The sequence below is a fragment of the Streptomyces polyasparticus genome (assembly GCF_014493765.1).
GTDB classification, from domain to species: domain Bacteria; phylum Actinomycetota; class Actinomycetes; order Streptomycetales; family Streptomycetaceae; genus Streptomyces; species Streptomyces polyasparticus.
Genome location: NZ_JACTVJ010000013.1, coordinates 295,073 through 309,169, shown reverse-complemented (window position 1 = coordinate 309,169; position 14,097 = coordinate 295,073). Strand labels below are relative to the sequence as shown.

The following is a 14,097-nucleotide window of genomic DNA, read 5'->3' as shown; positions in this document are numbered from 1 at the left end:
GCCATGCGATTCAACCGGATGCTCCTGTCGGCCACGCTGGTGGTCGTCGCGCTCGTCGTCCAGGTCAGCGTGCTCGCCCGGCTCCACCTGCCCGGCGCCGTACCGGATCTGCTGCTCCTGACCGTGCTCGGCCTCGCGCTCGTGTACGGGCATGTCGGCGGCTGTCTCGTCGGCTTCGGCGCGGGCCTGCTCGCCGACCTCGCACCGCCCGCCGACCACGCCGCCGGGCGCTATGCCCTGGTGCTCTGCGTGATCGGCTACCTCGCCGGGCTCGTGAAGCCCGAGAGCGGCCAGGTCCGCACCGCCACCGGACCGATGGCCGTGGTCGTCGCAGCCGCCATCGGCTCGACGCTCCTGTACGCGGGTGTGGGCGCCCTCGTCGGTGACACCGCGGCGCGCCATGTGGGCCTCGGCGGGCTGCTGTTCAGCGCCACGCTCTACGACCTGCTGCTCGCCCCGTTCGTCGTGCCGGGCGTCATGTGGCTGGCCAGACGCGCCGAGAACGATCCGCTCGCCGACTCCGGCGGGGCCAAGGCGAGCGATGTCGCCTCCGGCTGGCTCTCCTCCGGTACGGGTCTGCGGATCGGCAGCCAGCGCGGCGGATTCCGTATGAAGGCAAGCAAGGCCCGGGTCGCGAGGGCCGGACGCATCAAGGGGGTCAAGCGCCTGTGACGAATGCCCACCCGTCACCCACCACCACCCCGAGGAATGGGCTGCGCCCATGACGAATATTCCGGAGACGGGGCGCACCCCCCGAGTCCAGATCCGCCTGATCATCCTGCAGATCCTCGTCCTCTCCCTGCTCCTCACCCTCGGCGGCCGCCTCTGGTACCTCCAGGTGCGCAACGGCGACGAGTACGCCGACGAGGCCAACGGCAACCACGTCCAGCGCGTGGTGCAGCCCGCCGTACGCGGCTCGATCCTCGACGCCCGCGGCGTACCGCTCGCCGACAATGAGACCCGGCTCGTGGTCTCCGCCTCGCGCACCGAGCTGATGAAGATGAAGGACGACGGGGAAGCGGTCCTCACCCGGCTCGCCGAGGTGCTGGGCATGACGCCCAAGGAGGTCGCCGACAAGGTCCGCCTCTGCAACGCCGAGACCCCGCAGCCCTGCTGGAACGGCTCCCCGTACCAGCCGATCCCGATCACCGACGAGGCGACTCCCAAGCAGGCCCTGCAGATCCGCGAGCGCGCCGAGGACTTCCCCGGCATCACTGCCGAGCCCACCGCCGTGCGCCGCTACACCGCGCCCGCCGACGCCCGCACCTCGCAGGTCCTCGGCTATCTCTCGCCCGTCACGGACGAGGAGATCCAGGCCGCCAAGGACACCGACTCGCCGTATCTGCGCAGCGACCAGGTGGGCCGCTCCGGTCTGGAGCGCACCTACGACAAGCAGCTGCGCGGCAAGGCCGGCGTCACCGCGTACGAGGTCGACAAGCTCGGCCGGGTCATGCGCCAGACGCAGGCCGAGCCCGCCCAGCCCGGTGCGAACGTCGTGACCAGCATCGACGCACGGGTGCAGGCGGTCGCCGAGTACGAGCTGTACGACGCGATGAAGAAGATCCGCGGGGAGACCGACAAGATCACGGGGGAGAAGTACAAGGCCGACTCCGGCGCCGTGGTCGTCATGGAGTCGAAGACCGGCCGCGTCGTGGCGATGGCCTCCAACCCCGACTACGACCCCAACGCCTGGGTCGGCGGCATCTCCGGCAAGGACTACACGAAGCTCACCAGCAAGAAGTCCAACTACCCGCTGCTCAACCGCGCCATCCAGGGCCAGGCCGCCCCCGGCTCCATCTTCAAGGTGGTGTCCGCGAGCGCCGCGGTGCGGGCCGGCTACGACTTCGACGGGCGCTACAACTGCAGCAGCTCGTTCAGCCTCGGCAACCGCAGCTTCAAGAACTTCGAGTCCAAGGGGTACGGCCCGATCAGCCTCGGCCGCGCCCTCGAGGTCTCCTGCAACACCGTCTTCTACGCCCTGGGCCACCAGGAGTGGCAGCGCGACGGCGGCAACAAGCCGAAGAAGAACCCCGGCGACTGGTTCTACAAGACCGCGCGGGACTTCGGCCTCGGCTCCGAGACCGGTATCGACCTGCCCAACGAGGTCAGCGGCCGCATCCCCGACCGCAAGTGGAAGCAGGACTACTGGAAGGCGAACAAGGACGCCTGGTGCAAGCAGGGCAAGTCGGCCAAGGACGGCGGCGACTACGCCCAGCAGATCGCGTACGAGAACTGCCTGGAGGGCAACCGCCTCAAGGCCGGTGACAGCGTCAACTACGCGATCGGGCAGGGCGACATCCTGGTCACCCCGATCCAGATGGCCACGGTCTACTCGGCCATCAGCAACGGCGGCACCCTCTACGACCCCTCCGTCGGCAAGGCGACCATCAGCGCCGACGGCAAGCACGTCGAGGAGATCAAGCCCAAGGCGCACGGCAAGCTGCCGATAAACGGCAAGACCATCTCGCAGCTGGACGGCGCGCTGCGCTCCGTCACCCAGAGCGGTACGGCCGCCTGGCGGTTCGGCGGCTGGCCGCACGACAAGATCCCGATCCGCGCCAAGACGGGTACGGCCCAGGTCTACGGCAAGCAGACCACGTCGTGGCTCGCGACCTACACGGACGACTACACGATCGTGATGACCATCTCCCAGGGTGGTACCGGCTCCGGCGCCTCGGGTCCGGCCGTGCGCAACATCTACGACGCGATGTACGGCCTGGACAAGAGCGGCAAGCAGGACCTGAAGAAGGCCCTCCTGCCCAAGCCGCAGAAGGATCTGCCGAAGATCGAGGCGGACGGTTCCATCGACGCGCCCAAGGTCAAGCCGTACGTGCCGCTCCAGGAGGAACCGCCCGCCCAGCAGGAGCTGGCGGCAGGGCTCACCCCGGGGAGGCGTGACTGATGGGCGGCTTCTCCGTCTCCGGCTACGGGCCCGAGCGCACCGCCATGTCCAAGCTGTTCGCGCGCGACTCGGTCGCCCGGCGGCTCGACTGGCCGATACTGCTGAGCACCCTCGCCCTCTCGGTGATCGGCTCGGCCCTGGTCTACTCGGCCACCCGCAACCGCACCGAGCTCGTCGGCGACGACCCGTACGCGTATGTGCTCAAGCACGTGATGAACGTCGGCATCGGCATCGCGCTGATGGCCGGCACCATCTGGCTCGGCCACCGCACCCTGCGCACGGCCGTGCCGATCCTGTACGGCGTCTCGGTCTTCCTCGTCCTGCTCGTGCTGACCCCGCTCGGCACCACCATCAACGGTGCCCACGCGTGGCTCGACCTCGGCGGGCTCTCGCTGCAGCCCTCGGAGTTCGTGAAGATCACGATCATCCTGGGCATGGCGATGCTGCTCGCCGCGCGCGTGGACGCCGGTGACCGCGAGTACCCCGACCACCGCACGGTGGTACAGGCCCTCGGTCTGGCCGCGGTCCCGATAATGATCACGATGCTGATGCCGGACCTCGGCTCGGTCATGGTGATGGCGATGATCGTCCTCGGGGTGCTGCTCGCCTCCGGGGCCTCCAACCGCTGGATCCTCGGCCTGCTCGGCACGGGTGCGGCCGGTGCGCTCGCCGTCTGGCAGCTCGGCGTGCTCGACGACTACCAGATCGCCCGCTTCGCGGCCTTCGCCAACCCCGCGCTCGACCCCTCCGGCGTCGGCTACAACACCAACCAGGCGCGGATCGCGATCGGTTCGGGCGGCCTGACCGGCTCCGGGCTCGGCAACGGGTCGCAGACCACCGGGCAGTTCGTGCCCGAGCAGCAGACCGACTTCATCTTCACGGTCGCCGGCGAGGAACTCGGCTTCCTCGGCGCCGGGTTGATCATCCTGCTGCTCGGCGTGGTGCTCTGGCGTGCCTGCCGTATCGCCCGGGAGACCACCGAGCTGTACGGCACGATCGTGGCCGCGGGGATCATCGCCTGGTTCGCGTTCCAGGCCTTCGAGAACATCGGGATGTGCCTCGGCATCATGCCGGTCGCCGGTCTGCCGCTGCCCTTCGTCTCGTACGGCGGCACCTCGATGTTCGCGGTGTGGATCGCGATCGGGCTCCTGCAGTCGATCCGGGTGCAGCGGCCGATGTCGGCGTAGCGCCCGGTGAGGACAGCCTCCACGCGGATGCCGCTTTCCGTTCACGCAACGGAAAGCGGCATCTGGTTCTCGACCCCGTTCGCGTCTAGATTCGCTTCATGGCGGAGACGAAGCGCGAGATCGAGCGGAAGTACGAAGCCGGCCCAGGCGGCAAGCTGCCCGCCCTGACGAAGGTCGCGGGCGTCTCGTCCGTCATCGACAAGGGCATCACCGAACTCGACGCCGTCTACTACGACACCGAGGATCTGCGGCTCGCCGCCTCCTCGCGCACCCTGCGCCGGCGCACCGGCGGCGACGATGCCGGCTGGCATCTCAAACTGCCGGTCTCCGCCGGTGTACGCGACGAGGTGCACGCCCCGCTGTCCGCCGCGGTCCCGCGCGTGCTCGCCGGCCTCGTCCGCTCCCGGGTCCGTGCACAGCCGCTGATACCGGTCGTACGGCTGCGCTCCGAGCGCGACGTCCGCCATCTCGTGGACGAGAGCGGCGCCCTGCTCGCCGAGGTCAGCATCGACGCCGTACAGGCCGACCGGCTCACCGAGGGCGGCGGCTCCACCGCCTGGACCGAGATCGAGGTCGAGCTGGCCGACGGCGTCGACCCCGGCTTCCTCGACAAGGTCGAGAAGCGGCTGCGCAAGGCCGGGATCACACCCTCCGGATCCGCCTCCAAGCTGGCCCGCGCCCTCGCCGAGACGGGAGCCTCGCCCGCCCCGCCGATCACCCCCGCCAAGCCCGTCACCGCAGGTGAACACGTACTCGCCTACCTCCGCGCCCAGCGCGACGCCCTCGTCGCCCTCGACCCCGCCGTACGCCAGGACCAGCCCGACTCCGTGCACCAGATGAGGGTCGCCACACGGCGGATGCGCAGCGCCTTCCGCAGTTACGGGAAGATCGTCGACCGGGCCGTCACCGACCCGATCGGTGAGGAACTCAAGTGGCTGGCAGGGGAGCTGGGGCTCGACCGGGACCGCGAGGTGCTCACCGAGCGCATCCAGAACGCCGTGGCCGAGCTGCCCAGGACGCTCACCGTCGGACCCGTCCGCACCCGGCTGCGCACCTGGTCGGGCGCGCGCCGCAGCGGCACCAAGCGCCATGTGACCGCCGTGCTCGACGGCCGGCGCTATCTCGCGCTGCTCGACACCCTTGACGCGCTGCTCGGCGCACCGCCGCTGCTGCCCGCCGCCGGCAAGGCCCCGGCCGACGTACTGCCCAAGGCCGTCCTGCGCGATCACCGCAAGCTCGCCGAGCATGTGCAGCGCGCCCTTGACGTACCGTCCTCGCCCGAGCGCGACCTGGAGATGCACGAGGCCCGCAAGAAGGCCAAGCGCACCCGGTACGCCGCCGAGGCCGCCACCCCCGCGCTCGGCAGACCGGCCAGGGCGATGGCCGCGTACGCGAAGAGCCTGCAGGGGCTGCTGGGCGAGTACCAGGACTCCGTGATGTGCCGCCAGGCCCTGCGCGAGATCGCGGCCCAGGCCTCGGCGGCGGGGGAGAGCTCCTTCACGTACGGGCTGCTCTACGGCCGTGAGGAGCAGGCGGCCGCCGACTGCGAGCGCGGGCTGCCCGCTCTGAGCCCGCAGGAGCACCCGGAATATGCGGCCGACCTGCGCGAAGTCAAGTAACCCGGCGGGACAGGTTAGGCTGGAGGGTCACCCCTGCCAGCTCATCGAAGGTCGCCGTGATGCCTGTCGAGTCCGTCTTCCCCCAGCTTGAGGCGCTGCTGCCGCATGTGCAGAAGCCCATCCAGTACGTGGGCGGAGAGCTGAACTCCACCGTGAAACCGTGGGAGGAGTGCGACGTCCGCTGGGCGCTCATGTACCCGGACGCGTACGAGGTCGGTCTCCCCAACCAGGGCGTCATGATCCTCTACGAGGTCCTCAACGAGCGCGAGGGTGTGCTCGCCGAGCGCACGTACAGCGTGTGGCCGGACCTGGAGGCGCTCATGCGTGAGCACCGGGTGCCGCAGTTCACCGTGGACTCGCACCGTCCCGTGAAGGCCTTCGACGTGTTCGGCCTGAGCTTCTCCACGGAGCTCGGCTACACGAACATGCTCACGGCCCTGGACCTGGCGGGCATCCCGCTGGAGTCCAAGGACCGCGGCCTGGACGACCCGATCGTCCTCGCCGGCGGCCACGCGGCCTTCAACCCCGAGCCGATCGCGGACTTCATCGACGCCGCGATCATCGGCGACGGCGAGCAGGCCGTGCTCGACATGACCGAGATCATCCGCCACTGGAAGGCCGAGGGCCGTCCCGGCGGGCGCGAGGAGGTGCTGCTGCGCCTCGCCAAGACGGGCAGCGTCTACATCCCCGCCTTCTACGACGTCGAGTACCTGCCCGACGGCCGGATCGGCCGCGTGGTGCCGAACCGCTCGGGCGTGCCGTGGCGCGTGTCCAAGCACACCGTCATGGACCTCGACGAGTGGCCGTACCCGAAGCAGCCTCTCGTGCCGCTCGCGGAGACCGTCCACGAGCGCATGTCCGTCGAGATCTTCCGCGGCTGCACCCGCGGCTGCCGTTTCTGCCAGGCCGGCATGATCACGCGTCCCGTACGGGAGCGAAGCATCACCGGCATCGGCGACATGGTGGAGAAGGGTCTCAAGGCGACCGGCTTCGAAGAGGTCGGCCTGCTGTCCCTGTCCTCGGCCGACCACTCCGAGATCGGCGACATCGCCAAGGGCCTCGCGGACCGCTACGAGGAAGACAAGATCGGCCTCTCGCTGCCCTCGACCCGCGTGGACGCCTTCAACGTCGACCTCGCGAACGAGCTCACGCGCAACGGCCGCCGCTCCGGCCTGACCTTCGCCCCCGAGGGCGGCTCCGAGCGCATGCGCAAGGTCATCAACAAGATGGTCTCCGAAGAGGACCTCATCCGGACCGTCGCCACCGCCTACGGCAACGGCTGGCGCCAGGTGAAGCTCTACTTCATGTGCGGCCTGCCCACGGAGACCGACGAGGACGTCCTGCAGATCGCGGACATGGCAACTGCCGTGATCGCCAAGGGCCGTGAGGTCTCGGGCAAGAACGACATCCGCGCCACGGTCTCCATCGGCGGCTTCGTCCCCAAGCCCCACACCCCGTTCCAGTGGGCGCCGCAGCTCAGCGCGGAGGAGACGGACGAGCGCCTCGGCAAGCTCCGCGACAAGATCCGCGGCGACAAGAAGTACGGCCGCTCCATCGGCTTCCGCTACCACGACGGCAAGCCCGGCATCGTCGAGGGCCTGCTCTCGCGCGGCGACCGCCGCATCGGCGATGTGATCCGCGCGGTCTACGAGGACGGCGGCCGCTTCGACGGCTGGCGCGAGCACTTCTCGTACGACCGCTGGATGGCCTGCGCGGACAAGGCACTTGAGCCGTACGGCGTGGACGTCGACTGGTACACGACGCGCGAGCGCACGTATGAGGAGGTCCTGCCCTGGGACCACCTGGACTCGGGCCTCGACAAGGACTGGCTCTGGGAGGACTGGCAGGACGCCCTCGACGAGACCGAGGTCGAGGACTGCCGCTGGACCCCGTGCTTCGACTGCGGCGTCTGCCCGCAGATGGACACGCACATTCAGATCGGTCCTACGGGCAAGAAGTTGCTGCCGTTGACGGTCAAGAATGCGGGCCCCGCTCCGGCTGTCAGCGGTCACCAGCACTGAGGCGGACGGGGCGCTCTCGTGCCCTCTTCCACGGAACCCCCTTCGATCCGGAGGGGGTTCCGTGCTTTCGGCGTGCCGCTCTTGCCATGTGGATATCCCGCCTGGTGATTACTGGATAAAGTCGGCTTGTCACGGCTGGTTGTGGGGACAACCGGATTCTGGTCGGCGCTGCCGACATCCTGGGGAGGGCTGAGCGCATGAGCCGTCGCTCTGCTGGTTTCGTCAACTCATGGGCTGAGGCGCAGCGTCAGTACCAGCGCCAGATCGAGGCCGAACAACGGCGACGCCGGGAGGAATCGCGCGAAGCGCGTCATTACCAACGGCGTGCCGATCAGGAGTACCGGGAGTACCGGCAGGCGGAAGCGCGACAGCGAACGGCAGAGCTGGACGAGCAGGTCGCGGCCCTGCAGGGGCTCCTCGGCGCCGGCTGTCAGGCACCGGCGTTCAGCGCCACAGCTCTGAAGCGCGCGGACGAGATCACGCCCTTCGACCCAGGACCGCTCGCCTGGCCCGTGCGCATGCCTGATCCGAACCAGTACCAGGCACAGGGAGGTTGGACCGCCGGCCGTCGTGCGCAGGCGCAAGCCGAGGCACGGGCCCGCTTCGAGCGGGACCTACAGGCAGCCCAACTGGCCGAGGCCCAGCGGCTGCAGCAGTTGGCCACAGCTCAACGGGACCACGAGCAAAGGGCCGAGGCCCAGCGAACCGAGGTGCGAAGGCACAACGCAGGTATCGACGAGGCGACGTCGGGTGTCAGGCGAGGGGACCCCGAGTCCGTGGTCGAGTACTTCTCAGCCGCGCTCTACTCGTCAGCCGCCTGGCCCGAAGGCTTCCCCCGGCAGGTGGCCGCGGCGTTCGACCCGGCTGCGCGGCAGTTGGTGCTGGAGTGGGAGCTTCCTCGGTACGAGGTGGTCCCTGAAGCGAAGTCCGTGCGCTACGTCCCTTCCCAGAACCAGGACAAGGAGACAGCGCGTCCCGTCACACAGCGTCGGGCGCTGTACCGGGAAGTACTGGCGCAGAGCGTGCTCCTCGTCCTGCGTCAGCTGTTCGCGGCGGACGAATTCGGCATCCTCGACTCGGTGGCGCTGAACGGATTCGTGGACGCTCCGGATCCGGCCACGGGCAGGCCGGCGCACATATTCCTGGCCACGGTGATGGCTCAGCGGTCCGCGTTCGCCGACCTGCACCTGGAGCAGGTGGACCCCACCAGCTGCCTCACGGGCGCATTACGGGGACAGCTCTCGGCGAAGCCGGACCAGCTCGCTTCCGTACGGCCGAGCAGGCAGCCCCGGGACGTCGGAAATCGGGTCGTCAGTCATGGCGCGGACGGCGACGAGCCGGATCTCTACGAGATGGATCCGATCGAGTTCGAGTCCCTCGTCGCCGAGCTGTTCCGTGCGATGGGGATGCAGGCCGTGACCACTCAGCGCTCCAACGACGGCGGTGTGGACGTCGACGCGCAGGATCCGACACCCATCCGGGGCGGCAAGATAGTCGTCCAGGTGAAGCGCTATCGCAACACCGTCCCGCCGACCGCGGTCCGCGACCTGTACGGAACGGTGCAGGACGCCGGCGCCAACAAGGGTGTGCTGGTGACGACTTCGGGATTCGGGCCGGGCGCGCACACCTTTGCCCGCGGCAAGCCACTGGAGCTCATCGCCGGTGGCGAACTTGTCGATCTGCTGCACCGGCACGGTCTGCGCGGGCGCCTGGGAGAGCGGGGAGCACCGGCTCCGGCGCAGCCCGACACCGCGTCCGATGACTACAACGTGCTGGGCATGACCTGGTCCGGCCGTGTCGCCTTGGATGTCTGCGCTCTCGTCTGCCGGGGAAACCAGGTCCTCAGCGAAGATCACTTCGTCTTCTTCAACAACGCACAGACCCCGGACGGGGCAGTACGCGCAGTACCGGCCTCCGCACCGGACAAGGCGGCGATCCGGGTCGCGTTCGAGGCGCTGCCGAGCGCTGCCGACCGGCTGGTCATGGTGGCGGCCGTGGACCCGGAGACGAATCCGGACGCTGATCTGTCCGCTTTCACCGACGCCGGCATTCGTCTGCTCGACCCGTCGATGACGGAACTCGGCCGGCTCGAAGTCTCCGACGGCCGCGCCGGTGAGACAGCGCTGGTGCTCGGCTCGTTCAGACACCGGGCCAGCGGTGACTGGGATTTCGTTCTCGGAGGCAAGGGCTACGCGGGGGGTCTGGAGGAGCTGGTCCAGGACTATGGCATCGAAGTGGAGTAGCTGAGACGGTAGCCGCGGGATTGGTACGGGGCCCAGCGGGCGGGCAGGCTGCGTGGCATGGGGTTTCACGTGCGTGGGGTCGTCCTGCCTGATGGGGTGACCAGGGATCTGTGGATCCTGGACGGGCGGATCACCTTCGAGCGGCCGCGGGGTGAGGTTCTGACGCTTGCCGAGGGTGGGTTCGTGTTGCCGGGGCTGGTGGATGTGCATACGCATCCGGGGGCCACCGGGGGTGCCGATGAGCCGCCCGGGTTCGATGCCGGGCTGTTCGCCGAGCAGATCGCCGCGCACCGGGATGCCGGTACGGCGGCGCTGCGGTTTCCCGGGCTGGCGGGTGAGGTGCCGGCCGAGGTGCGTGATGCTCCCGGTGCGCCGCGGATGATCACCGCAGGACGGTGGCTCGCGTGGGCCGGGCTGTCGCGGAGTGCCGCATTCCATACGGTGACCGATGAGTTGGCGGCGATGGCCGTCAAGGAGGCGCTGGCCCACGACGGTTGGTGCAAGATCATGGGGGACTGGGACTTCGAGGCGCCGCCCGTGCCGTACGAGGTGATGCGCGCGGTCGTCGAGGCCGTGCACGCGGTCGGCGGGCGGGTCGCCGCTCATTGCCAGTCCGCCGAGGGGGTGTTGCAGGCGGCGCGGGCCGGGATCGACTCCATCGAGCACGGGATGGGGATGCCCGAGGAATGTCTGGGGCTGATGGCCGCGAATGGGGCCGCGTTCGTCCCCACACTCACGGCCTTCGCGGGCAGCCGGCCCAGGATGGCCGGGCGCGGGACGGCCAGGGCGGCGCTCTGGCTGAGCGGGCACGACACCATGATCCGGCGGGTGCGCGAGGCGTACGACGCGGGAGTGACCGTGCTCGCCGGCACGGATTCGGCGCCCTTCGGCAATGTGGCCACCGAGGTCGAGCACCTCATCGCGGCCGGACTTCCGGCGGAGACCGCGGTGGGGGCGGCGAGTTGGACCGCCCGCGCATTCCTGGGTCTGCCGGGCCTGGCCGAGGGCGGCTTGGCCGATCTCACGGTGTACGACGCGGACCCGCGCCGCGAGCCGGGAGTGCTGAGGCATCCGCGGCGGGTTGTGGTGCGGGGGCATGTGGTGCGCTGAGGTGTGAGGCGCGGAGGGCGTGCGGCGTGAGGCACGGGGCGCATGCGGCGTGAGGCCTGTGGCCCTGGGTGTCGTGGCCCTGCGGGCCTGTCGCGCGATTGCCCCGCCGCCCTTGCCCCCGCCTGCACGTCCAGCCCCAGCCCTCCCACGCGCCACAATGGCCCCATGCCTCACCTCATAGCCCCCGACCCCCGCGTACGGGAATCCTTCGTGCAAGCCCAGCAGGAGTGCGTCGCGGAGGGGGAAGCGTCCGGGGTCACCCTTGCCCGGGAGCTCGCCGAGTACGGGGACAGCTGGCATACGGAGAGCGGGTTCGCGCGCTATCTCGACGCGCTCCGCGAGGAGTCCGAGGAAGAGGGACGGCGGCCGGAAGGGTTCGTGCCGGCCACCTGGTGGTGGTACGTCGAGGGGGACACCTACCTCGGCAGGATCCAGGTGCGGCACAGACTGACGCCATTTCTGCGGGAGTTCGGCGGACACATCGGGTACGGAGTGCGGCCGACGGCCCGCCGTCGGGGCCACGCGACCGCGATGCTGCGGGACGTCCTGCCGTACGCGCGGGAACTCGGCCTGGAGCGCGTGCTCGTGACCTGCGACGCCTCCAACACCGGCTCGCGGAAGGCCATCGACGCGAACGGTGGGGTGGGCGAGGGCGGGCAGGACGGGACGTTGCGTTACTGGGTTGCAACCCAGGCGCGCATCCGTGACGGGCTCTGACGCGTCCTGCCGGGTATGGAACTCGACAAGGCGCCCCAGGCCACCCCGGCGCCGCCACCCCCTTCCGCGCCGCAGGGGTGCATAGCGGCGGCCATCAGGATCCCCGTACGGATCGTCGTGCTCGTGCTCGTCGTGCCCGTGCGGATGGTGTGGGACGCGCTGGTCGTGGGCGGGAAGTTTCTGCAGCGGGTGCTGTTGCGGCCGGTCGGGCGTGGGCTGGCCTGGCTGGGCCGGGTGCTCTTCGTCGTCCCTGCCGTCTGGCTCCACGGGAACGTCCTGACCCCGCTCGGCCACGGAATCGCCTGGCTGGGCCGGATGCTCGGGATCGGGCTCGGCTGGCTGGGCATGGCTCTGTTCGTGTGGCCGTGGGTGGCGCTGTGGCGTTACGTCCTCGTGCCCGTCGGCCAGGCGATCGGCTGGCTCGCCGCGGTGCTGATCGTGGCGCCGGCGCTCTGGCTGTACGCATATGTCCTGACCCCGCTCGGCCACGGTCTTGCCTGGCTGGGCCGGACCCTCGGCACCGGACTCGCGTGGCTGGGCCGGATGCTCGGCACCGGACTCGGGTGGATCGGCAAGGCGCTCTTCGTGTGGCCGTGGGTGGCGCTGTGGCAGTACGTGCTTGCGCCGGCCGGACGCGGGATCGCCGTGGGCGCCGCCTGGCTGTGGCGGGTGCTCGTCGTCGCGCCGTCGGTCTGGCTGTACGCGTACGTCCTGACGCCCCTGGGACACGGCATCCTCTGGACCGGCCGTGGCATCGGCACCCTGCTGCGCTGGATCTTCGTCGTGCCCCTCGTCGCGCTGTGGCGCTGGGTGCTCGTGCCCATCGGCAAGGCGATCGGCGTCGTGGCGCGGGAGGTCGGCGACGCGCTCGGCCACGCCTGGCGCATCGCCGGGCGGATCTGGCGGGCCGTGGGGCGCGCGCTCGGCACGCTGCTGCGCTGGATCTTCGTGGAGCCGGTGCGCTGGGCGTACCGGAACGTGTGCACTCCGGTCGGCCACTTCGTACGCGACGCGGTCCTCAGGCCGGTCGGACAAGCCGTGCGGGAAGCGGGGCGCAGCGCCCGCAAAGCCCTTGCTGCGGCCCGCGAAAGCGCCCGCGAGACCCGCGCCGACCTGCGGCGGATGCTGTTCGGCACGCCCGTACGGGAGGCCGCGGCCATCCCCGTACAAAAGGACCGGCGGGAACCGCAGGGCGCTCGGGCACGTACTCTAGGTAGCAGTACGACCGCACCGACAACACAGCCGCCGCTGCGAGACGCCGCGACGGTGAAGTTCACGAAGGACTGACTGACACTGGGCAAGCGACAGCCCGAAGGCCCGCCGCCCGCACCCGCGGTGCAGCGCATCCGACTGCGTTACACCAAGCGCGGCCGCCTCCGGTTCACCAGCCACCGCGACTTCCAGCGCGCTTTCGAGCGTGCCCTGCGTCGCGCCGAGGTCCCCATGGCGTACTCGGCGGGCTTCACGCCGCACCCCAAGGTGTCCTATGCCAATGCCGCACCCACCGGCACGGGCAGCGAGGCCGAGTATCTGGAGATCGCTCTGACGGAGAAGCGCGACCCCGCGCAGCTCCGTGTCCTCCTCGACGAGTCGCTGCCCGACGGGCTCGACATCACCGAGGCGGTCGAGGCCCGTACGTCGGGTCTCGCGGACCGGCTGCAGGCCTCGGTCTGGGAACTGCGGCTCGACGGCGTCGAGCCCGCGCAGGCGGAGGCCGCCGTGAAGGCGTTCCTCGCAGCGGAGACCGTCGAGGTCGGACGGCTCACGAAGAACGGCATGCGCACCTTCGACGCCCGCGGTGCCGTCGCCGATCTGCAGGCGCTCGAACCCCGGGCTGATAGGCCGGGGGCTGAGCCCTGTGCGATACTGCGGCTGGTTGTAAGGCATGCAACGCCTGCCGTACGACCCGACGACGTCCTGTCCGGTCTCCGAGCCGTAGCCGACTTGGTGCCGCCGGTCCCCGCTGCGGTGACCAGGCTGGCCCAGGGGCCGTTCGATGAGGAGTCCGGCACGGTGACCGACCCGCTCGCGCCCGACCGCGAGGCGGCCGCGCCCTCCACCCAAGAGGACGCAGAGCCGACCGCCGCGGCAGCGCAGGGCTAGCCGGTCCCGCGCAGGGACGGTCGCCGAAGCGCAGCCCTCGTACTCGGGAGCCACCTGGGTCGGGCCGCGCACCGACCACCAGACTTTCGCCAGGCCGTGCGTACCTCGTATCGGAACCGGCGAGACAGACACATACAGCTCCCGTGCGGCGCCCGCGCCTGCCGGACGAGCGGCTTGGTTCTCACGCCTTTGCCG

The 14,097-nt window shown here is 70.1% G+C and carries 10 protein-coding genes; all 10 read left to right on the top strand.

Going from position 1 to position 14,097, the window contains the following annotated elements; all coding sequences use genetic code 11:
• The first annotated feature begins 3 nt into the window (after positions 1-3).
• The 10 genes from mreD (at position 4) to H9Y04_RS27580 (ending at position 13,902) form a co-directional block, all read left to right on the top strand.
• Positions 4-672, top strand: a complete 669-nt coding sequence (gene mreD, locus H9Y04_RS27625; protein WP_187816751.1) for a rod shape-determining protein MreD — start codon at positions 4-6, stop codon at positions 670-672.
• A 49-nt stretch (positions 673-721) separates the two neighbouring features.
• Positions 722-2,902 carry a penicillin-binding protein 2 gene (gene mrdA, locus H9Y04_RS27620; protein WP_187816750.1) on the top strand — a complete coding sequence of 727 codons (2,181 nt, stop codon included), beginning with the start codon at positions 722-724 and terminating at the stop codon, positions 2,900-2,902.
• A complete protein-coding gene (rodA, locus tag H9Y04_RS27615) occupies positions 2,902-4,089 on the top strand; it encodes a rod shape-determining protein RodA (protein ID WP_187816749.1) in 1,188 nt (395 codons plus the stop codon). Before mrdA ends, rodA begins: the two co-directional genes overlap by 1 nt.
• A gap of 98 nt (positions 4,090-4,187) precedes the next feature.
• Entirely contained in the window at positions 4,188-5,708 is a 1,521-nt protein-coding gene (locus H9Y04_RS27610) for a CYTH and CHAD domain-containing protein (protein ID WP_187816748.1), read from the top strand.
• A gap of 59 nt (positions 5,709-5,767) precedes the next feature.
• Positions 5,768-7,729, top strand: a complete 1,962-nt coding sequence (locus tag H9Y04_RS27605; RefSeq protein ID WP_187816747.1) for a TIGR03960 family B12-binding radical SAM protein — start codon at positions 5,768-5,770, stop codon at positions 7,727-7,729.
• A 197-nt stretch (positions 7,730-7,926) separates the two neighbouring features.
• A complete protein-coding gene (locus H9Y04_RS27600) occupies positions 7,927-9,972 on the top strand; it encodes a restriction endonuclease (protein ID WP_187816746.1) in 2,046 nt (681 codons plus the stop codon).
• A gap of 96 nt (positions 9,973-10,068) precedes the next feature.
• Positions 10,069-11,082 carry an amidohydrolase family protein gene (locus H9Y04_RS27595; RefSeq protein ID WP_308801126.1) on the top strand — a complete coding sequence of 338 codons (1,014 nt, stop codon included), beginning with the start codon at positions 10,069-10,071 and terminating at the stop codon, positions 11,080-11,082.
• 165 nt (positions 11,083-11,247) lie between these two features.
• Positions 11,248-11,799: a GNAT family N-acetyltransferase gene (locus H9Y04_RS27590; RefSeq protein ID WP_187816744.1), complete on the top strand. Its 552-nt coding sequence runs from the start codon at positions 11,248-11,250 to the stop codon at positions 11,797-11,799.
• Between the two features lie 15 nt (positions 11,800-11,814).
• Complete coding sequence (locus H9Y04_RS27585; protein WP_187816743.1) at positions 11,815-13,086, top strand: hypothetical protein; 1,272 nt, start codon at positions 11,815-11,817, stop codon at positions 13,084-13,086.
• A 48-nt stretch (positions 13,087-13,134) separates the two neighbouring features.
• Positions 13,135-13,902, top strand: coding sequence for a TIGR03936 family radical SAM-associated protein (locus H9Y04_RS27580; RefSeq protein WP_187816742.1), 768 nt, complete (start codon positions 13,135-13,137; stop codon positions 13,900-13,902).
• Positions 13,903-14,097 lie beyond the last annotated feature (195 nt).